Below are 20,659 nucleotides of genomic sequence, written 5' to 3'. Positions count from 1 at the left end.
GCCCGTCAGGCCGCGGGGCGCCGCGGCACCACGAGGGGCGTGCCCGCCTCGGGGTCGGCGACGACGACGCACGGCAGCCCGAACACGTCCTCGACGAGGTCGGCCGTCACCACCGACGCCGGCGGCCCCGACGCCACGATCGACCCGTCACGCATCGCGATCACGTGCGTGGCGTACCGCGCCGCCTGGTTGAGGTCGTGCAGCACCGCGACGACCGTGCGACCGGCCGCGTGCAACGCCGAGGCCAGCTCGAGCACGTCGTACTGGTGCGCGATGTCCAGGAACGTGGTGGGCTCGTCGAGCAGGACGATGTCGGTCTCCTGCGCGAGCACCATCGCGATCCACACCCGCTGTCGCTGCCCGCCGGACAGCTCGTCCACGCTGCGGTCGGCGAGCGACACGGTCGACGTCTGCTCGAGCGCGGCCTGCACGGCCCGCCGGTCCGACCCCGACGAGGGGTGCAGCAGGTCCTGGTGCGGGAACCGCCCCCGGGACACCAGGTCGCGCACGGTGATGCCGTCCGGCGCGATCGGGGTCTGCGGGAGCATCCCGACACGGCGCGCGACGGCCTTCGGGCGGAGGGACGAGATCGGCGACCCGTCGAGGTACACGGTGCCGGCGGTCGGCTTGAGCGTCCGCGCGAACGACTTCAGCAGCGTCGACTTGCCGCACGCGTTCGGCCCGACGATGACGGTGAGTTCACCGTCCGGGATGTCGACGTCGAGCGCGGACACCACGACCCGGTCGTCGTACGCGAGCGTCAGCCCCCGGGCCCCGAGCGCGGTCGCCGGCACAGTCGACGCAGCCCCGGCACCGCCGACGGATCCGGTCAATTCTCGGCCTTGCCGTGCCGCCAGTACCCCATGAACGCGACCTGCTTCCGGTCGAGCCCGACACCGCGCACGAGGTGCCGGCGGAGTTCCTTGACGCAGCCGGCCTCGCCAGCGATCCAGGCGTAGACGGGCCGCGGCTCGTCGCCGGCCGGGATGTCCCAGAGCACCTGCTCGTCGACGTCGATGTCCGCGAGCTCCCCCGCGTCGCCGCACGCCGGCCCCGCCGCGACGGTCGACGCCCAGGCGTGCACCTGGTCGGTCATCCGGACGCCGTGCGAGGCGCCGTTCCGCGCGATCCAGCGGACCTCGACCCCGGCGGGCGCGGACACGGGCAGCCGGTCGGCGTCGGTCGGGACCTCGATGAAGACGTGGCCGACCGTGGCGACGTCGAGTGCCTCGAGGATGGCGCAGATGGCGGGGGCGGCGGTCTCGTCGCCGGCGAGCAGGATCCGGTTCGCGGCGCCGGGGTCGAACTCGGCCGCACCGGTCGGGAGCTCCGCGGGCGACGACGGCACCGCCGGCCCGACGATGCGCAGTTCGTCGCCGACCCGGCACTCCGACACCCAGCGCGAGGCGGGTCCGGTGTCGCCGTGCGCGACGAAGTCAATGTCGAGCTCACGGGCGTCCGGTCGGAAGGAGCGGACCGTGTAAGTGCGGAGCGGGTTCCGGACCGCGTCGGGCAGGGCACGCCAGGCGCCGTACCAGTCCTCGCCGTCGGGCAGGTCCGTGAAGCCGTGCCCGGGGATCGGCAGCACGATCTTGATGCGCTGGTCGAGGCCGACGGACGAGAACTCGGCGAGGTCGTCGCCCGTCAGGGTCACCCGGACGAAGTGCGGGGTGAGGGACGTGACGGCTGCCACGCGGACGGAGAAGACACGGTACCGGGCTGCCACGACGGCAAGTATGGCATGCCTTACCTAAGAGACCCAAGGGTCCGCACGGTGCGAGGATCGTCCCCGTGCCCGATGCCGACGACGAATTCGCAGACCTGGCCGACCTCGCCCACGCGAGCGGCGTGACGGCGCCGATGCGCGCCTCCAGGCAGGTGGTCCGCACCACCGACGGACAGGAGATCGCCGCGATCCGCTGGGACACGGCGGACGGCCAGGAGGCGCGGATCACCTACCTGCACGGGCTCGGCATCGACGCCCACAGCTTCGACCAGACCGCGCTCGCCGTCGGCGAGCCGGCGGTCGCCGTGGACCTGCCCGGCCACGGCCGATCCGGGTGGCGCGACGACGCGGACTACGGGGCCGGCGCGACGGCACCGAGCGTGCTCGCTGCCCTCGACGCGCTCGGGGTCCGGCCGGGGATCGTCGTGGGGCACTCCCTCGGCGCGATCCTCGCCGCCCGGCTCGCAGCGACCGCGCCGGAACGCGTCACCGGACTCGTGCTCGTCGACATGTCACCGGACTTCGCCCAGCGAGCCGTCGACCGGATCGCCCGCGCGCTCGAGGCCGAGGAGCCGTTCACGTCGCTCGAACAGGTCGTCGACCGCGCCGTGGAGGCCCGCGTCGGCGACGACCGCGCGGTGCTCCTGCGCGAGGCCCGGCACACCACACGGCTCGGGGCCGACGGGCGGCTCGTGCGGCGCCACCACTTCCCGCACCTCCCCGCCGGGCGCACCTCGTCGGTGGGGCGGTTCGCGGACGCGTGGCCGGACCTCGAGGCCCTCGACGTCCCGATCCTGCTCGTCCGCGGCGACCGCGGCTACGTGTCACCGAAGCTGCACGCGCAGTTCGCCGAGCGCCTGCCCGACGCCGAGATCGTCACGGTCGAGGCCCGGCACGCCGTGCAGAACCAGGCCCCCCTCGAACTGGCCACGGCGATCCGGGCATGGGCGGAACGTAACGGTTTGTTGCACCGGATCGAAGAACCGTCGCCGGAGCACCCCGGCCGCCGCTAACCTCGTGCAAGCGCGCGCGACGACCGTCGCCACCGCGCCGGAAGGAACCCACCACCCATGAGTCCGCTCCCCGCCCGCAGCACCTCCCGCCTCGGCCGCGCGGCCCTCGCCGCCACCGCGGTGGCCGTCGCCTCGGCCCTCGTGCTGACCGGCTGCTCCGGATCCTCGAACGAGGACGGCGGCACCGACGCCACCGTCCGCGTCGGTCTCGTCCTCGAACCGACGAGCCTCGACATCCGCACGCAGTCCGGTGCAGCACTCGACCAGGTGCTCATCGACAACGTCTACCAGGGGCTCGTCGGCCGCACCGCGGACGGTGACGTCCGCGACGTGCTGGCGTCGAAGCACGCGGTGTCGGACGACGGTCTGACGTACACGTTCACGCTGCGCGACGGCACCACGTTCCAGGACGGCAAGGACGTCACCGCGGCCGACGTCGTCTGGTCGCTGCAGCAGGTCAAGTCGAACGATTCGTACGTCGACTCCGCGCAGCTCGCCAACGTGACGTCGATCACCTCGCCGTCCTCCGGTGTGGTGGAGCTCAAGCTGGCGAAGCCCGACTCCGACCTGCTCTGGAACCTCACGGGGCGCGCCGGCCTCGTGCTCGAGAAGGCGGCGAAGAACGACCTGTCGGACACCGCCAACGGCACCGGCCCGTACGAGGTGTCGAGCTGGAAGCAGGGCGACTCCCTCACCTTCGAGCGGAACGCCGACTACTGGGGCACGAAGGCGAAGGTCGCCAAGGTCGTCTTCCGCTACATCACGCAGCCGTCCACCGCGGTGAACGCGATGGCGAACGGCGACCTCGACGTGCAGACCGCCGTCGACGGCACGCTCAAGAGCCAGCTGCAGAACAGCTCGGACATCTCGCTGCACACCGGCAAGACGACCGACAAGTACACGCTCGCGTTCAACGACCAGAAGGCGCCCTTCACCGACAAGCGGGTGCGCCAGGCGATCCGGCAGGCGATCGACGCGAAGGCGATCATCAAGGCGATCGGCGGCACCGGCGTCGAGCAGGGGGGGCCGATCCCCGAGCTCGACCCGGGCTACCAGGACCTCACCGACATCGACGCGTACGACCCCGCGAACGCGAAGAAGCTCCTCGCCGAGGCCGGCCACCCGAAGCTCAACCTCACGCTGACGTACGCGAACATCTACTCGGCGACGATCGGCGACGTGCTGAAGTCGCAACTCGCCGACGTCGGCATCACCCTGACGGTCAAGCGCGTCGACTTCGCCACCTGGCTGTCGCAGGTGTTCGAGGCGCCGAAGAGCGGCACGCGCGACTTCGACCTGTCGATGGTGAACCACGTCGAGGCGCGCGACTTCGGCAACTGGGCGAACCCGGAGTACTACTTCGGCTACGACAACGCCGAGGTGCAGTCGCTCTACGCCGACTCGGTCGCCGCGACGGACGAAGCCGCCAAGGTCGACGACCTGCAGAAGGCGGCGCGGATCGTCAGCGAGGACGCCGCCGGCGAGTGGCTCTACACGGCGACGTCGATCGCGGCGGTACGGAAGGGCGTCACGGGCTTCCCGTACGACGGCACGAACTCGCGCCTCGACCTGTCGAAGCTCGCCGTCAAGTGAGGCGGGCACGGACCACGGCTCCCGTAGCATCGGTGTCGTGACCCGGTTCCTCATCGGGCGGGTGCTCCTGCTCGTCGTCGGCCTGCTCGTGGCCAGCGTGATCATCTTCGCGACGCTCCGGGTGCTGCCCGGCGACGTGGCGCAGATCGTCGCGGGCACCCAGGCGTCGCCGGCGCAGGTGGCCGAACTGCGCCAGCAGCTCGGGCTCGACCGACCGGTCGTCGTGCAGTACCTCGACTGGATCGGCGGGCTGTTCCGCGGCGACCTCGGGCGGTCACTCGTCACCGACGGACGGGTCGCACCCGAGATCGCCCAGAAGCTCAGCGTCACGCTGCCGCTCGCGGCCATGTCGCTCGTCGCCGCGCTCGTCATCGGGGTGCCGCTCGGCGTGCTCGCGGCGGTGCTGCGGCGTCGCCCGGGCGGGGCCGTCATCGCCTTCGCGGCGCAGGCGGTCGCGGCGATCCCGATCGTCTGGGCCGGCATGCTCCTCGTGGCGCTGTTCGCCGTCACGCTGCACTGGCTGCCGACGCAGGGCTTCCCGCTCGACGGTTGGGACGAACCCGGTCGGGCGTTCGCCGCGCTCGTGCTGCCCGCGCTGACGATCGGCGCCGTCGAGGGTGCGGTGATCCTGCGCTTCACCAGGTCGGCGACACTCGGGGTGCTCGACGCCGACCACGTCCGCACGGCGGCGGCGATCGGCCTCACCCGGACGCAGGCGCTCGTCAAGCACGGGCTCCCGTCGGTGGCGCTGACCGTGCTGGCCGTGCTGGGCGTGCAGATCGCCGGGCTCCTGGTCGGGGCCGTCGTCGTGGAACAGCTCTTCTCGCTCCCCGGCGTCGGACGCATGCTCGTCACCGACGTGGGGCGCCGTGACATCACGAAGGTGCAGTCCGAGCTGCTCGTGCTCACCGGACTCGTGCTGCTCGTGGGCTTCGCGGTCGACGTCGTGCACCGCACGCTGGACCCCCGACAGCGCGAGGTGTCCGAGTGATCCGCCGCCTCCTCGCCCGGCCGACCGGGGTCTTCGCCGTGGTCGTCCTCGGCCTGCTCGTCGTCCTCGCCGTGGTGTCGCTCGTGTGGACGCCGCAGGACCCCTTCCGCGCCGACCCCTTCCACCAGTGGGAGCCACCGAGCCCCGCGCACTGGTTCGGCACCGACGCCTCCGGCCGGGACATCGCGAGCTACCTGCTCGCCGGCACCCGCACGACCGTGCTCGTCGCGGTGGGCTCCGGCGTCATCGCGAGCGTCGTCGGCATGGTCCTCACCGCGATCGGCTCGCTCACCGCGCGCTGGGTCCGCGAGGGCACGGCCGTCCTGCTCGACATCCTCGTGGCGTTCCCGACCCTCCTCACCGCGATGCTGCTCACCGCGATCGCCGGCGGGTCGCTCGGCGTCGTGATCGTCAGCGTCGGCCTGTCCTTCGGCGTCACGATCGCCCGGGTGGCCCGCGGGGAGATCCGCCGCATCGCCCGCAGCGACTACGTCACCGCCGCGCGGGCGTCGGGCGTGGGCGGTGCCGGGGTGCTGTTCCGCCACCTCGTGCCGAACGCGGCGCCGCTGTTCACCGTGCAGCTCTCGCTCGCGATGGCGACCGCGGTCCTCGCCGAGGCCGGGCTCTCGTACCTCGGGTACGGCGCCGGCTCGAACACGGCCTCGTGGGGCAGCATGCTCGCCGACCTGCAGACGTACATCGGCGTGCACCCGTGGAGCGCCACCTGGCCCGGTGCGGCCATCGCCCTGGTCGTCGCGGCACTGTCGCTGCTCGGCGACGCCGTCCGCGACGCGACGGACCCGCGCCTGACGACGAACGACCGCGCGGCCGGTGGCGGACCCGCGCCCCGCACGCCGGACGACCCGGCCACGACGAGCACGGGGGTGACCGCATGAGCGACGCGACCACTCCGGGCACCGCAGCCTCCGGGCTCGAGGTGCGGGGGTTGACGGTCCGCATCGACCGTCGGACGATCCTCGACGACGTGGCGTTCACCGTGCCTCCTGGCCGCCGCGTCGGCGTGATCGGCGCGTCCGGGTCCGGCAAGTCGATGACCTCGCTCGCCCTGATGGGACTCGAGCCGACCGGCGCGACCGTCACCGGCAGCGTCCGGTTGGACGGCACCGAGCTCGTCGGCCTACCCGACCGCGAGCGGGCCCGCCACCGCGGCGCCGGCATCGGGATGGTCTTCCAGGAACCCGGCACCGCGCTCGACCCGCTCCGCCGGGTCGGCGCGCAGATCGCCGAACCGCTGCGACTGCACCGCGGGCTCGACCGCCGTGCAGCAGCGGCCGCCGCGCTCGACCTCGCCGTCAGCGTGGGCCTGCCGGATCCCGAGTCCCTGCTGCGGCAGTACCCGCACCAGCTCTCGGGTGGGCAGCGGCAGCGGATCTGCATCGCGATGGCGATGGCCGGTCAGCCGTCCTACCTCGTGGCCGACGAACCCACCACGGCGCTCGACGTCACGACCGAGGCGCGGATCCTCGAGCTGTTCGAGGGCCTCACCGCGGGCATGGTCTTCGTCACGCACGACCTCGCGGTGCTCGCCCGGATCGCGGACACGGCCGTCGTGCTCGACGCCGGCAGCGTCGTCGAACACGGGTCGGTCGCAGGACTCCTCGCGGCACCGCAGCACCCCGCGACGGCCGCCCTCGTCGACGCCGCCCGCGCCACCGCCCGTCGTGCCCCTCGGACCGGAGGATCCGCATGACCGACGTCCTGCACGCCCGCGACCTGCACCGCACCTACCGACTCCCCCGCCGCGGCCCGTTCGAACCCGGGCCCGTCCGGACCGCGGTGGACGGCGTCGACCTGACGGTCGCGCCCGGCGCACGCCTGGGGATCGTCGGCGAGTCCGGATCGGGCAAGTCGACGCTGGTGCGGCTGCTCGCCGGCCTGGAGGCGCCTTCCGCAGGCACCGTGACCGCCTCCGGTCGTCCGGTGGTGGCGTCCGGGTCCGCGGCCGCGATGCGCTGGTTCCGTCGCGAGACCGGGGTGGTCTTCCAGGACCCGTACGCGTCGCTCGACCCGCGGATGCGCGTGGGCGCGATCGTCGCGGAACCGCTGCGGGCGCTCCGGATCGACGGTTCGCACGACGCGCTCGTCCGGGACGTCCTCGCGCGCGTCGACCTCCCCGCCGACGTCGTCGACCGGTACCCGCACGAGTTCTCCGGCGGCCAGCGGCAGCGCATCGCGATCGCCCGGGCCGTCGTGCACTCGCCGCGGATCCTGTTCGGGGACGAGCCGATGAGCGCCCTCGACGTGGTGGTCCGGGCCCGCGTGATCGAGCTGTTCCGGTCGCTCGCGGACGACCTCGGGCTGACGCTGGTGCTGGTGTCGCACGACATCGGCGTGGTCCAGCGGCTGTGCGACACGGTGGCGGTGATGTCCGCGGGGCGGATCGTCGAGCACGGGCCGGTGTCCCTGCTCGATGCGCCGGAGCACCCGGTGACCCGGACCCTGGTGGAGGCTGCGCCGACGCTGCCGTAGCGCCGGCGATGTGCGACTCCTGTTCGACTGGGCGGGATTCCTTGCCCACTGTGCGGGACCCTCGGGAGCATCGACGTGCATCGATCGCTTCTCGAAGGGGAGAACGCATGAGCACGTCGAACGACATCACCAGACGGACGGCACTCGGTCTCGGCATCGTCGCCACCGCATCGGCCGCGAGCGGGGTCCTCGGACCAGGGCACGGCCGACCACACCTCGCCGCCTCGGTCACGAAGGAGTTCGCGGCCGACACGACCACGCTGCTGAAGAACCCGCTCAACGGATGGGCGCTGTACGGCTCGTCCATCCCGGCGGCGGACTACTGGACGCAGTACGACGACGTCCCGCTGCCCGACGGCACCACGATCACCGTGTCCGACCACGCCTCGGTGCTGTACATGCGGGTGTCGTGGACGATCCTCGAACCGTCAGAGGGCGTCTACGGATGGGACACGAACGCTGCCTTCGCGGGCATCCTCGCCGAGGCCCGCCGTCGGGGACTCCGGCTGGCGTTCCGCGTGGTGGTCGACAGCCGCGACAAGGCGTCGAACTTCACGCCCGACTGGGTGCGGGCCGCGGGTGCCTCCGGGTACGAGACGCAGACCGGCAGCAAGACGGTCTGGTCGCCCTACCCGGACGACCCGGTGTTCCAGGCGAAGTACGCGGCGTTCGTCGCCGCCTTCGCCGCGCAGTACGACGACCCGGAGACGACGGACTTCATCGACGGGTACGGCCTCGGCAAGTGGGGCGAGGGACACTCGATGCTCTACCGGGACGCCGCGAACCGCGAGCCCGTGTTCGACTGGATCATCGACCTGTACCAGCGGCACTTCACCACGGTGCCGCTGGCGCTGAACTACCACCGGATGATCGGCGGCGGGAAGGACTGGGGTGCGCCGGACCCCGAGAGCGAACGGATGCTCGACGGCGCGTACGAGAAGGGGTACGTCCTCCGCCACGACGCCTTCGGGATGACCACCTACTACTCCGACTGGGAGAGGTCGATGGCAGCGAAGTGGCGGTACCGGCGCCCGGTCATCATGGAGGGCGGGTGGGTCACCGCCCAGCACGACGTCACGCAGGACCCCCGCGGCTACGAGACGGTCGCCGACGTGCGGCAGGGCGAGTTCGACGACTCCGTCGAGGCCCACGTCAACATGATGGACTTCCGGAACGGCGAGACACTCTCGTGGTTCGCCGCCGAGACCGCCCCGCTCACGCAGCGCTTCGACGCCGAGGGCGGGTACCGGCTCTACCCGTCGAAGGTCGTCGCCCCGGACGCGCTCCGTGCCGGCGGTACCGCTGCGATCACCCACGAGTGGACGAACCTCGGGTGGGGCTTCCTGCCGACGAACCTCCCGGTCTGGAAGCACAAGTACAAGGCCGCGCTCGCGCTGCTCGGGGCGGACGGAACGCCCGTCCGGGTCGTCGTGGACGCGGCGTCCGAGCCCTCGGACTGGCTGCGGGGCACGCCCACCGCGTACTCGTACACGCCGTCGGTCGCCGGCGTCGCCCGCGGCTCCTACCGCTGGGGCGTCGCGATCGTGGACACGACCCGGTCGGACACCCCGGCGATCGCGCTCGCGGCGCAGGGGACGACGACGAACGGCTGGCTCGTCGTCGGGGACGTCACGGTCTCCTGAGCCGTCGTGACCGTTCCGGTTCGCGATCCCCCGCGATCGCGAACCGGAACGGTCACGAGCCGGACTCGGTCAGGAATCCCAGCGCCTGTGCGACCAGCCGGCGGTGATCCGGCGAGGCGAACGACGCCCCGGCGTGACCGAGGCCGTCGTAGACCGTGACGCCGCCGCCCGGACGCTCGTGCACCCAGACCAGCGGGTGTCGGACACCGTCGTGCTCGTGGTCGACCAGGACCCGGACCGCCGCCGAGACCCGCTGGTGGGAGTACCGCTCGTCGTCGAGCGGGAAGTCGCCGATGCCCGCCGTGACCGGGTGCTGGTCGTCGACCACGTGCACGGTGCACGGTCCGGACGGCGGGTGCATCGTCGTGCCGCGCACCCACACGCCGCCGAGGGCCCGTTCCCAGTCGTCGTCTCCGGCGAAGGACGTCGACGACACGTGCACGACGAGCATCGGCACGCGGCTCGCGAGCAGCCGACGGAACCCCGGTTCCGCTGCGGGCAACGGCACCGGCAGGCCGTCCCGCGGCAGGCCGAGGTCCACGACCACGAGCGACGGCAGCGGGCCGACCCCGAAGGACTCGAGCGTCCGGTCGACGTCCGACGACGACGACAGCCCGATCCCCACCTGGGCCGCGATCGCCGTCAGCGCCGCGGTCGTCTCGTCGAAGGGGTGCCAGGGGTCCGTCCACCGTCCGACCCCGCCGAGCAGCACCGCACTCACGCGGTGGCCCGGGTGATGCGGACGGTGTGCGACCCCGCGCGGGCGGGCTCGCGTTCGACGAGCAGGACCCGGTGCAGCGCCGCGCCCCAGGCCGCCCGCAGCTTCTCGTCGTCGAGCTCGCGTCGCTCCGTGCGCACCTCGAAGCGCGCGCCGTCGACCGCCACGTGTGCCGGCCCGACGTCCAGACCGCCGGGAGTCACCACCGGTTCGTGGAGCGTCAACAGCACGAGCGTCATGACACCCGGTTCCGCGAACGCCCACTCGTCCTGCAGCTCGACGACCTCGGCGGCCCGGTCGAGCGAGGCGATCCGCACCGCTCGCACCAGCCCGGACGACGCGGGGTACGCCGCGGTCAGGTCCGTGGACAGCGTCGCTCGGTCGCCGTCGTCGGCGAACTCGGTGCCCGTGGCCCGGAACGACTCCCCCTCGTGCTGCTCGACCCCGTTCGGCCACGGCACGCTGTGCCAGCTCGACCGCATGGTCCAGATGCCGTACCGGTGCTCGGGCATGAACGTCTCACGGCGGTACACCCCGACACCGGCGTCCACGACGACGGGTTCGCCGTCGAGCGAGACGATGACGGACCCCGCGTCGTTGTGGTTGTGGCTGACGGCGTTGTGGCCGCCCTTCGCCGACAGGAAGAAGGCGTCGGAGCGGGCAACGGCCACCTCGGTGCCGGGCAGGTACAGCGACGTGGGCATGCCCGGCGCTGCGGGTCCGGCGTCTTGCCACCCCGGTGCCCGGAGCTCGGCGAGGGTGCGGCGGAAGAGCGCTGCGAGCTGCCCGTCGAACCGCAACGCGTGCCGGCGCCCCATCCACCGGGCGTGCTGCACGACCTCGTCGTCCCCGACGCGTGCACCGAACCGGGCCAACAGGTGCCAGTTCGCGTTCTCGGGCAGCACCGGCGACCCGTCGGAGTGGTTGACCTGGCGGTGGGCGTCGATCTGCATGCCCATCGGGAACCGTGCCGTGGCGGCCACCGGCTCCACGACGAAGCCGTCGAAGGCCCCGTGGGTGAGCTGCTCGACGAGGTCGAGGGCCTCGAACAGCGTCGCACCGGCCCACCACCAGTAGGTCGCGCCCTCGTCGCAGCTGCCGTCGGCGTCGTACCCGGCCCGGAACCGGTCGAGGATGACGAGCGCGCGGTCGATCGTCGCCCCGAGTCGCCCGGCGTCGGGCTCCACCACGGCAGCACAGACGAGCACGTTCGACACGATCCACGGCGCCCAGTTGTTGGGCGGCCCGTCGACCCCGTGCCAGAAGTACTCCTCGCGTTCCCACGGGTCCAGGACGCGGCGGCGGACCTCGTGGTGCACGTGGGCGCGGATGCCCGGCGCGTCGCGTTCGAGCCGCTCACCGGCGATCGCGTCGATCGCCGCCAGCATGCCGCCGACGTACGCGTCCGACAGGTCGAGCACGTCCCGGCCCGGCACCGGCAGGAACGGCCGCTCACCGCTCTCCGGCAGCGCGTAGTGCGACGGCAGGCACCACGCGCGCAGTTCGCAGATCCGCCAGACCTGGTCGGCGAGGACCGTCGCCCACTCGTCCTCGTCGGTCACCGCGAGCGCGAGCGCGGCCGAAGCGGCCGACTCGAGCAGGTTCCGCTGCGCGCGCTCGTACGGCTGCCGGTCGCCGTCCCGGCTGTAGCGCGCCCAGAGCGAGAGGGTCGGGAAGGCGACCGCGGCGGCGTCGCGACGATCCCTCGCCACCGCGAGCAGCGCCTCCTGGTCCGCCGTCGCCACGTCGGCCCACGCGGCGCGGTCGGTGACGGGAGGCGCGGGTCGCCACGTCCTCGGTCGGAGCGCCCGGCGGGCGGTCGCGGTGAAGCGGTCGGTGAGGGTCTGTGCGTCGACGGTGACGGTCATGGGGGTTCCAGCGGTCAGGCCTGGACGGCGAAGCCGTCGGGGACGATGGGGTCGGCGAAGGCGCCGGTCGCGGCGAAGGCGATGGTCTCGCGCACCGCGTTCTCGGCGAGCCGGCGGAGCTCGTTGCCGAGTGAGCCCGCGATGTGGGGCGTGATGAAGGTGTTCGGCGTCGAGCGGAGGCGCGCGTCCGGCGGCAGGAGCTCGGGTTCGGTGACGTCGAGCACGGCGGCGAGGTCACCGCGGTCGAGTCGGTCGGCGAGGGCTTCCTGGTCGAGGATCGCGCCACGGGCGGTGTTCACGACGGTGGTCCCCGGCCGGAGCAGGCCGATGACGTGCCGGTCGATCATGCCCCGGGTGGACGGCAGCAGCGGCGCGTGCAGCGTGACGATGTCGCTCGTGACGGCGAGCGTGTCGAGGTCGACCACGGTGACACCGAGCAGCGTGGCCTCGTCGTCGTCGAGGTACGGGTCGCTGACGAGCACTCGGACGTCGTGTGCCCGGAGCCGCTCGATCACCGCACGGCCGACGCGGGAGGCACCGACCACGCCGACGGTGATGCCGTGCATACCGACGACCGGCCAGGACCCCTCGACGTCGACGGGCCCGGTGGCGGACCCGAGGGCGGCGGCGGTCGCGAACGCGCGCTTGGCGGCGAGGACGATCATCGCGACCGTGAACTCGGCGACCGGCACGGCGTTCGCAGCGGCGCTCGAGGTCACCGCGATGCCCCGGGACCAGACGTCGTCGTCCACCACGGGTTTCACCGACCCGGCGGAGTGCGCCACGGCGCGCAGCCGCGGCATCCGGTCGAGGCGGCCCGCGTCGAGCTCCGGACTCCCCCAACCGGTCACGAGGACCTCGACCTCGGTGAGGAGCACGGCGTCACGCGGGTCGTCCGGGTCGAGCGGGCGGTCGGCGACGAGCCGGACCGCCTCGGAGGCGTGGAGTGCGGCGAGGTCCCCGTGGTCGAACACCCGCGCGAAGGTCGTCTCCGGCATCACGAACGCAACGGGTACGCGGCCTGTTCCGGGCGGGGGCACGGGTTCGGGCACCCGCGGTACGGCGCGGTGCGTGCGGGGGTGTGACGTCATCGTCGGCGGCTCCTCGTAGGCGGTCGGCGATCACCATGCCAGCGCCGCGCGGTGTTCGATGTCAAGAACGGCCGCGCAAACGATCACGAAGCGAACACCGGCGCGACCGAGGACCCGCGCACGCTCAGCGTCGGCGTCAGGGTCATGTGCCGTCGGGCGAACCCGGTCTGCGCCGTGGCCGAGATCCGCTCGAAGCACATCGTCGCCGCGAACCGGCCGACGTCGTTCTTCGGTGGCGCCACCGCGGTGAGCGGGACCCCGGCGAGCGCGGCGACCTCGTCGTCGTAGGCCACCACGGAGAGGTCGCCCGGGATCGTCAGGCCCATCTCGGTGACGGTCTCGACGAACTCCACGGCGTAGTGGTCCGAGTGCACGAACACCGCGGTGGTGCCCGTGTCGATGCAGCGTCGGACGAACGCCCGTGTGGCCTCGCCGACCGCGTGCGTCTCGTCGATCACCTCGACGGGTGCGTCGGTGCCGAGGCCGAGCTGGCGGACGCTGCGCTCGTAGCCGGTACGGAGCTGCGGGGTCGTCGGGGTCTCGAACACGGCCATGCCGATCTTCCAGTGCCCGAGCGAGGCGAGGTGGCGGAGGGCGATCCCGGCCCCGGCCTCGTGGTCGCTCCGGACGGACTCGAGCTGCGTGCCGACGGGTGCCTCGGTGAGGGAGCGCTCGACGACGACCACGGGCATCGGTGCCCGGTCGAGGAGCTCGAGGGTGTCGACGGCGTCCGCGACGGTGGTCGTCACGAGGAGTCCGTCGACCCCGGCGGCGATGAGCCGTTCGACCTGCTGTCGTTCGCGGTCCGGGTCGTAGCGGGACACCCCGAGGACGACCCGTCCGCCGAGGGCCTCGGTGCGCTCGGCGACGCCCGCGACGATCTTCGGGAAGTAGTAGCCCGGGTCGGGGACGACGAGTCCGAGGGTGAACAGCGCGCCGGGTTCGGTCGCGGTCCGCGTGGTCGGCTCGGGTCGCGGTGCCGGACGGTGCGGTGCGCCGGCGGTGGGCAGTGTCTCGACCGACACCGCGCCGCCGTGCACACGTCGCACGAGTCCGCGGTCGGCGAGTTCGGACAGGTCGCGGCGCACCGTCATCGCCGAGATCCCTTCGCGCGCTGCGAAGTCCGAGGCGGACAGGCTGCCGTGGACACGGAGTTCGGCCAGGATCCGTTCCTGCCGTCTGGTCGGGTGCATCGTCGCTCCCATGTTCGTTTCGTGTGCGGGTGAATACGCCCGCTTGACCGTCATCATACGGACGTCCCAGGATGACGAAACCGCCACCGGAGGTCCGGCCGCGGACCCCAGCCACGTGAGCAAAGGAGCCACATGAGCGCGACGATGGTCGACCCGGCCACCGAGACGCGGACCCCACGGTCCGACGGCGTCCCGGTGGCCCGCAAGGTCCCGTTCACCGCGAGGTTGCGACGGGACTACCCGCTGCTGATCATGGTCGCGCCGGCGGTGGTCCTGCTCCTGCTGTTCGTGTACGTCCCGATGCTCGGGAACGTGATCGCGTTCATGGACTACCAGCCGTACATCCCGATCGCCCAGAGCCCGTGGGTCGGGTTGTCGAACTTCCAGGTGCTCTTCGCGGACCCGGACTTCTGGCGCGCGACGCTCAACACGCTGGAGATCACGTTCATCCAGCTGGTGCTGTTCTTCCCGGTGCCGATCGCCCTCGCGCTGCTCATCCACTCGCTGGTGTGGCCGTGGCTGCGGGCGACCGTGCAGTCGGTCCTCTACCTGCCGCACTTCCTGTCCTGGGTCATCGTCGTCGGGTTCTTCCAGCAGTCGCTCGGCTCGGGCGGTGTCGTGAACCACGCGCTCCGGCAACTCGACGCCGGCACGATCAGCGTGATGAGCGACCCGTCGACGTTCAAGCTGCTGCTGACGAGCCAGGTGATCTGGAAGGACGCCGGCTGGGGGACGATCATCTTCCTCGCGGCCCTCGCGGCGATCGATGACAACCTGTACGAGGCCGCCGCGATCGACGGCTCGGGTGCGTGGAGCCGGTTCTGGCACGTGACGCTGCCCGGCATCCGGCCGATCATCGTGTTGCTGCTCATCCTGCGGCTCGGCGAGGCGCTGTCCGTCGGCTTCGAGCAGATCATCCTGCAACGGAACGCCGTGGGGGCCGATGCCGCCGAAGTGCTCGACACCTACGTCTACTACCACGGCGTCGTCGACGGCAACTGGTCCACGGGCATCGCCGTCGGCCTGATCAAGGGCCTCGTCGGGTTCGTCCTCATCATGGCGGCGAACAAGGCCGCCCACATGCTCGGTGAGCAGGGAGTGTATTCGCGATCATGAGCACCATCGTCCGTCCGGTCTGGGCCGGGAAGCCCAAGCCCGTCGTCCTCGCGCTGAAGGCCGTCGCGATCGTCCTGATCCTCGCGGTGGTGCTGTTCCCGTTCCTCATCGTCTTCTCGACGAGCGTGTCGAGCCAGGCCGACGTCACGGCCGCCGGCGGCTACGTCGTCTGGCCGCGGTCCTTCGACCTCTCCGCCTACGTGCAGATCCTGTCCGGCGGGGTCGTCACCCGCGCCGTGGTGGTCACGCTCCTGGTGACGATCGTCGGCACGGCGATCAGCCTCGCGTCGACCGTCCTCGCCGCCTGGGCGCTCAGCCGGCAGGGATCGCTCTTCCAGCGGCCGCTGCTGACGTTCGTCCTCATCACGTTCCTGTTCGCGCCGGGGATGATCCCGCTCTACCTGATGGTCAAGCAGCTCGGGCTCCTCGACAACTACTGGGCGCTGATCCTGCCGAGCGCGTTCAGCGTGTTCAACATGGTCGTCGTCCGCGGCTTCATGATGAGCATCCCGCAGGAGCTCATCGACAGCGCGAAGATCGACGGCGCCGGCGAGTTCCGCATCCTCTGGCAGATGGTGCTGCCGCTGTCGCGCGCGGTGATCGCCGTCGTCGGGCTGTTCTACGCGGTCGGGTACTGGAACGCGTTCTTCAACGCCCTGCTCTACCTGTCGGACTCGACGAAGTGGACGCTCCAGCTGGTGCTCCGGACGTACGTGCTGCAGGGATCGAGCCTGGTGTCCGGCGCCGGGTCGGACGCGACCATGCAGCCGCCGGCGGAGTCGATCCAGATGGCGGTGGTGATGATCGCGATCATCCCGATCCTCGCCGCCTACCCGCTCGTCCAGCGCCACCTCACCAAGGGCGTCCTGACCGGCGCCGTCAAGGGCTGACGCGGCCCCGCCGAACCACCCTCCACCCGAACGCTTCAAGGGAGAAGCCATGACCGACACGACCACCGCCGGCCTCAGCCGACGGACCCTCCTCTCCGGCGCCGCCTTCGGCCTCGTCGCGTTCAGCGCGGCGGGCGGCCTCGCCGGCTGCTCCTCCGGCGGCACCGCCGCGACCATCTCCGACACGGTCGCCGCGCTGCCGACGTACGTGCCGATCACGAAGGGTCCGAAGCCGGACCTGCCCGGCAACGACGTCGTGCAGCCCGTGTACTACTCGTACCCCCAGGACAGCGAACTCTTCACCTCGGTGAGCGGGAAGGTCGCCGACGGGTCGAAGACGTCCGGGTTCGTCGTCACGTACACGGCGCCGCCGCCCGCCGACAACTCGTTCCTCGACTACATCGGTGGTCTGACGAACACCGAGTACGACCTGACGTTCGTCCCCGGCGACTCGTTCGACACGAAGTTCGCCACGATGACGGCGGGCAACGACATCCCGGACATCGTCGAGTTCCTGACCTTCGCGATGCCACCACGGTTCCCGCAGCTGCTCGACGCGAAGTTCTCGGACCTGTCGGAGTACCTGTCCGGCGACGCTGTGAAGGACTACCCGAACCTCGCGAACATCCCCACCGCCTCGTGGCGGAGTGCCCGCATCAACGGGAAGATCTACGGCGTCCCGGAGCACCGCCCGCCGTTCGGCTCGGTCATGGTCTGCCGCCCCGACCTCATCGAACAGCTCACCGGCGCAGCCCCCGCGCCGAAGGACAAGGACGAGTTCACCGAGCTCTGCAGGGCGGTCACGGACACCAAGGCCGGCCGGTACGCGATCGCCGGCGGCGGCGGGTCGAGCGGCGTCGACTGGTCGTACGACTTCATCGGCGCGACCTTCGGCGTCCCGAACCAGTGGAAGCAGTCCTCGGGCGGGACGCTCACGCACAAGAACGAGACCGGTGCCTGGCTCGAGATGCTCTCGTACATCAAGAAGCTCTGGAACCTCGGGATCTACCACCCGGACACCCCGAGCCTCGAGAGCGCCAAGGCGAAGACGTACATCAACAACGGCACCGTGCTCATGCACCTCGACGGCATCTCGGCGCTGCTCGACGTCACCATGCCGAAGGGGATCGTGACCGGCGGCATCGTGCCGTTCGGAGCCGACGGCGGGAAGGGCGCGAACTACCAGGGCACGTCGAGCTTCTCGTTCGCCGCACTGAAGAAGACCACCCCGGCGAGGATCCGCTCCCAGCTCCGGCTGCTCGACTACCTGTCGGCACCGTTCGGCTCGCGCGAGGCCTTCACGCTCACCCACGGCAAGAAGAACGTGCACCACACCGGCAGCGGACCGGATGCGGTGCTCACGAAGACCGGCGAGCAGATGATCAACGCCAGCTCGCTGTACCGGCTCGCGGCGGGTCCGCAGGTGCTCAACACCGCGGTCCGGATCGACGAGCAGCTCCGCCAGTCGCACGCGTGGCAGGTCGCCACGCAGGACATGCTCGTGAAGAACCCGGTCGACGGCTTCTACTCCCCCTCAGCCACGTCCACGCAGTCGGCGAACCAGGCGTTCAACAGCGTCTGCAACGACTACGTGCTCGGTCGGACGAACCTCGCCGCCGTCAAGGCCGGGGTGAAGACGTGGACCGCTGCCGCAGGCGACAAGATGCGCAAGGAGTACAGCGAGGCGATGGAGAAGCAGGGCTGAGCCCTGGGCTCCGAAACCGAGCGCCCGGTCAGGCGGTCCAGGCCGCCGGGTGCCGCCGCTGCCAGCGGAGCCGTCGCTCGAGCTGCGCGCCGATCGCCAGGAGCACCCGTTCGCCACCGGGACGCCCGATGAGCTGCACGCCCATCGGCAGTCCCGCGCCGTCCGGGTGCTCCTCGTCCGTCACACCGACGGGCAGCGTGATCGCCGGCAGCCCGGCCACGTTCGCCATCGACGTCCACGGCGAGTAGGCGCACTGGCGGCGGAAGTCCTCCTCCGGGTCGGACCCGTACCAGCCGAGCGGCCGCGGCGTGAGCGCGAGGGTCGGCGTGAGGACGGCGTCGAACCGGTCGAACGCACCGATGAGCGCCGCCGAGAAGGTGTCGAGCGCCGTCATCGCGTCGAGCACCTGCGTGCCGGTCAGCGTGCGGCCGCGGTCGACGAGCCACGACACCAGCGGCGTCAACCCGGACAGGTCGATCCCGGGGACCATCGGCAGCCGGGCGGCGCTCGACTCCCACGCCACCCGGAACGCGTCGGCGTACGGCGCCCGGGGCATCCGGACGTCCTCGACGCCGTGTCCGACCTCGCCGAGCACCCGGACGGCGGTCTCGACGGCGGCGCGCGCCGCGGGGTCGACCACCACGTCGACGGTGTCGTCCCACGGGGAGCCCTCGAGCAGCCCGACGACGAAGCGCCCCTCACCGCGGACGGCCGCGGCGGTGAACGGCCCCTCGCCGACGTCGGGCGTGACCAGCGCGTACGGGTGCGGCTCCGGGAGCCCGGTCGGCGACACGAGCGCGTCGAGCAGCATGCCCGCGTCCGCGACGTTCCGCGTGATCGGCCCCGCGACAGACAGCCCGCCGACGCCCGAGCGCCCGGGCATCGACGGCACACGACCACGGCTCGGCTTCAGCCCCACCAACCCGGTCGCCGCCGCCGGGATCCGCACGGAGCCCCCACCGTCCGACCCCACCGCGGCCGGGAGGAGTCCGGCCGCGACCGCGACCGCCGCACCGCTCGACGATCCCCCGGGCGCGCGGCTCGTGTCGTACGGGTTCCGGGTCACGCCGAACCGGGTCTCCGACGACGAGGACATCCCGAACTCGGGCGACGCCGTCTTCCCGAGGCTCACCGCACCGGCGGCGTCGAGCGCCGCGACGAGCGGGTGGTCGGCTGCCGCGGGGCGGTCGGGCAGACTCGTGGTCCCGTTCCGCGTGGCGACGCCGGCGCGGTCGTACAGGTCCTTGTCGGCGGACGGGAGGCCCCACAGCGGCCTCGACGTCGGCACCCGGTGGCCGAGGTGCTCGGCTCGGTCGCGTGCGGCGTCCGCGGTCACCGTCACGAAGGCGCCGAGACCGGGATCGAGCCGGGCGATCCTCGCCAGGTAGTGGTCGGTCACCTCGAGCGCGGTCGCCTCACCGCGTCGGATCCAGTCCCAGAGTTCCTGCGCGGCGAGGTGGTGGAGTTCGAACACCGCCTCAGCCTAGGTGCGACCAGAATCCTGAACATCCACTCAGTGACGCGTCCCCCGTTCGGGGGGCGGATCCGCGGCTGTCCCAGAGCATTGCTCATCCGATTTCCCTGGGGACTCCTCGGCGCGCGGGCAGTGAGCACGGGGTACGGTTCCGCGTCGCTCACGACCCGCAGGAGGACGCGAGCAGACGGTGATCAGGGACACCCGGAAGAAGGACATGGACAACAGGGAAACGAACCACACGACCAGGACCAGCACCAGGAGGCGAGTCGCCGCAGGGATGGCACTCGTCGCGGCCGGTGCCGTCGTCATCGGACTCGCGCAGCAACCGAGCGCGTCCGAAGCGGCGACCACCTCGCTGACCAAGATGCCCACGGGCACGGTGGTGTCGAACGGTCGGACGTGGAAGCAGACGTACGCCGAGGACTTCTCCACCGCTGCACCGCGCGGCAGCGTCCTCAGCAAGTACCCGGGCCTCGGGGCCTACGACGGCTACCGCGACACGAGTGGTCGCGGGCTCTACGCACCGGACAAGGTGCTGAGCGTCAAGGACGGCAAGCTCGACTTCTGGGTGCACTCGGAGAACGGGCAGCCACTCGTCGCCACGGTGCTGCCGGACAACTACCGCGCACACACCACGGGTCGGGTGTCCATCCGCTACAAGACGACGGACACCCCGGGATACAAGTTCGTCGGGATGCTGTGGCCGACGGACGACGACTGGAACAAGGGCGAGATCGACTGGCCCGAGGGTGACCTCGGCAGCACGGCTCGACCCGCGTCGGCGATCCCGGGATCGATGCGGAACGGGATGATGTCGTTCGACGGCAGCGTGCAGAAGCCGACCAAGTCGGCCCAGAGCAGCGGCTACCACGTGGCGACCACCGAGTGGGACCACGGCGTGGTCCGGTTCTACTGGAACAACTCGCTCGTGTCGGTCACCCGCAAGGCGGTCCCGACGGACCCGATGCGGGTCACGCTGCAGGCGGAGACCGCCATCGGCGGCTCCGTGCCGACGTCCGCGAGTGGACACGTCGACATCGACTGGGTCTCGATCTGGGACTGACCGAGTGAAGGACTGGAGGCGCGGTGCCAGCTGGCACCGCGCCTCCAGTCCGTGGTCCTCGCGTCCACGTCCTTGCATCCTT

At 71.6% G+C, this 20,659-nt stretch carries 18 protein-coding genes; 11 read left to right on the top strand and 7 right to left on the bottom strand.

Annotated elements, in window-relative coordinates; translation table 11 throughout:
* Positions 1 to 5: 5 nt before the first annotated feature.
* Together HWD93_RS11660 and HWD93_RS19510 are read right to left on the bottom strand one after the other, a co-directional pair.
* A complete protein-coding gene (locus HWD93_RS11660; RefSeq protein ID WP_261646910.1) occupies positions 6 to 833 on the bottom strand; it encodes an ABC transporter ATP-binding protein in 828 nt (275 codons plus the stop codon).
* Complete coding sequence (locus HWD93_RS19510; RefSeq protein ID WP_261646909.1) at positions 830 to 1,726, bottom strand: siderophore-interacting protein; 897 nt, start codon at positions 1,724 to 1,726, stop codon at positions 830 to 832. The genes HWD93_RS11660 and HWD93_RS19510 overlap by 4 nt, the downstream gene beginning before the upstream one ends.
* Positions 1,727 to 1,791: 65 nt before the next feature.
* Here HWD93_RS19510 and HWD93_RS11650 point away from each other — a divergent pair, with 65 nt between their 5' ends.
* The 7 genes from HWD93_RS11650 (at position 1,792) to HWD93_RS11620 (ending at position 9,456) form a co-directional block, all read left to right on the top strand.
* Entirely contained in the window at positions 1,792 to 2,739 is a 948-nt protein-coding gene (locus HWD93_RS11650) for an alpha/beta fold hydrolase (protein WP_092386924.1), read from the top strand.
* Between the two features lie 57 nt (positions 2,740 to 2,796).
* Positions 2,797 to 4,332 carry an ABC transporter substrate-binding protein gene (locus HWD93_RS11645; RefSeq protein ID WP_261646908.1) on the top strand — a complete coding sequence of 512 codons (1,536 nt, stop codon included), beginning with the start codon at positions 2,797 to 2,799 and terminating at the stop codon, positions 4,330 to 4,332.
* A gap of 37 nt (positions 4,333 to 4,369) precedes the next feature.
* Positions 4,370 to 5,323, top strand: a complete 954-nt coding sequence (locus HWD93_RS11640; protein WP_092386920.1) for an ABC transporter permease — start codon at positions 4,370 to 4,372, stop codon at positions 5,321 to 5,323.
* Entirely contained in the window at positions 5,320 to 6,219 is a 900-nt protein-coding gene (locus HWD93_RS11635; RefSeq protein WP_071296223.1) for an ABC transporter permease, read from the top strand. The genes HWD93_RS11640 and HWD93_RS11635 overlap by 4 nt, the downstream gene beginning before the upstream one ends.
* Positions 6,216 to 7,034: an ABC transporter ATP-binding protein gene (locus HWD93_RS11630; protein ID WP_261646907.1), complete on the top strand. Its 819-nt coding sequence runs from the start codon at positions 6,216 to 6,218 to the stop codon at positions 7,032 to 7,034. The genes HWD93_RS11635 and HWD93_RS11630 overlap by 4 nt, the downstream gene beginning before the upstream one ends.
* Entirely contained in the window at positions 7,031 to 7,813 is a 783-nt protein-coding gene (locus tag HWD93_RS11625; RefSeq protein WP_229085664.1) for an ABC transporter ATP-binding protein, read from the top strand. Before HWD93_RS11630 ends, HWD93_RS11625 begins: the two co-directional genes overlap by 4 nt.
* 107 nt (positions 7,814 to 7,920) lie before the next feature.
* Positions 7,921 to 9,456 (top strand): DUF4832 domain-containing protein, encoded by a 1,536-nt coding sequence (locus HWD93_RS11620; protein WP_261646906.1) that lies wholly within the window; start codon positions 7,921 to 7,923, stop codon positions 9,454 to 9,456.
* A gap of 52 nt (positions 9,457 to 9,508) precedes the next feature.
* Here HWD93_RS11620 and HWD93_RS11615 read toward each other — a convergent pair whose 3' ends face one another.
* The 4 genes from HWD93_RS11615 to HWD93_RS11600 form a co-directional block, all read right to left on the bottom strand.
* Positions 9,509 to 10,177, bottom strand: coding sequence for a ThuA domain-containing protein (locus HWD93_RS11615; RefSeq protein ID WP_261646905.1), 669 nt, complete (start codon positions 10,175 to 10,177; stop codon positions 9,509 to 9,511).
* Positions 10,174 to 12,042: a heparinase II/III-family protein gene (locus HWD93_RS11610; RefSeq protein ID WP_261646904.1), complete on the bottom strand. Its 1,869-nt coding sequence runs from the start codon at positions 12,040 to 12,042 to the stop codon at positions 10,174 to 10,176. The genes HWD93_RS11615 and HWD93_RS11610 overlap by 4 nt, the downstream gene beginning before the upstream one ends.
* A gap of 14 nt (positions 12,043 to 12,056) precedes the next feature.
* On the bottom strand, positions 12,057 to 13,040 hold the full coding sequence (locus HWD93_RS11605) for a hydroxyacid dehydrogenase (RefSeq protein WP_261646903.1): 984 nt from the start codon (positions 13,038 to 13,040) through the stop codon (positions 12,057 to 12,059).
* Positions 13,041 to 13,216: 176 nt separating this feature from the next.
* On the bottom strand, positions 13,217 to 14,326 hold the full coding sequence (locus HWD93_RS11600) for a substrate-binding domain-containing protein (protein ID WP_261646902.1): 1,110 nt from the start codon (positions 14,324 to 14,326) through the stop codon (positions 13,217 to 13,219).
* A gap of 132 nt (positions 14,327 to 14,458) precedes the next feature.
* On the opposite strand from HWD93_RS11600, the gene HWD93_RS11595 reads away from it, so the two are divergent.
* Genes HWD93_RS11595 through HWD93_RS11585 form a run of 3 tightly spaced genes read left to right on the top strand, consistent with a single transcriptional unit; the run spans position 14,459 to position 18,037 of the window.
* Positions 14,459 to 15,442 carry a sugar ABC transporter permease gene (locus tag HWD93_RS11595; RefSeq protein WP_229085653.1) on the top strand — a complete coding sequence of 328 codons (984 nt, stop codon included), beginning with the start codon at positions 14,459 to 14,461 and terminating at the stop codon, positions 15,440 to 15,442.
* Positions 15,439 to 16,332 (top strand): carbohydrate ABC transporter permease, encoded by an 894-nt coding sequence (locus HWD93_RS11590; RefSeq protein WP_071296218.1) that lies wholly within the window; start codon positions 15,439 to 15,441, stop codon positions 16,330 to 16,332. The genes HWD93_RS11595 and HWD93_RS11590 overlap by 4 nt, the downstream gene beginning before the upstream one ends.
* A gap of 49 nt (positions 16,333 to 16,381) precedes the next feature.
* A complete protein-coding gene (locus HWD93_RS11585) occupies positions 16,382 to 18,037 on the top strand; it encodes an extracellular solute-binding protein (RefSeq protein WP_071296217.1) in 1,656 nt (551 codons plus the stop codon).
* A gap of 28 nt (positions 18,038 to 18,065) precedes the next feature.
* On the opposite strand, the gene HWD93_RS11580 is transcribed toward HWD93_RS11585, so the two are convergent.
* On the bottom strand, positions 18,066 to 19,511 hold the full coding sequence (locus HWD93_RS11580; RefSeq protein WP_261646901.1) for an amidase: 1,446 nt from the start codon (positions 19,509 to 19,511) through the stop codon (positions 18,066 to 18,068).
* A 280-nt stretch (positions 19,512 to 19,791) separates the two neighbouring features.
* On the opposite strand from HWD93_RS11580, the gene HWD93_RS11575 reads away from it, so the two are divergent.
* Entirely contained in the window at positions 19,792 to 20,577 is a 786-nt protein-coding gene (locus tag HWD93_RS11575) for a glycoside hydrolase family 16 protein (RefSeq protein WP_261646900.1), read from the top strand.
* Positions 20,578 to 20,659: the final 82 nt, after the last annotated feature.

The organism is Curtobacterium sp. C2H10 (genome assembly GCF_025407985.1).
Classification (GTDB): Bacteria; Actinomycetota; Actinomycetes; order Actinomycetales; family Microbacteriaceae; genus Curtobacterium.
Note: the sequence above shows the minus strand (reverse complement) of the source record. Positions and strands in the feature narration are given on the sequence as shown.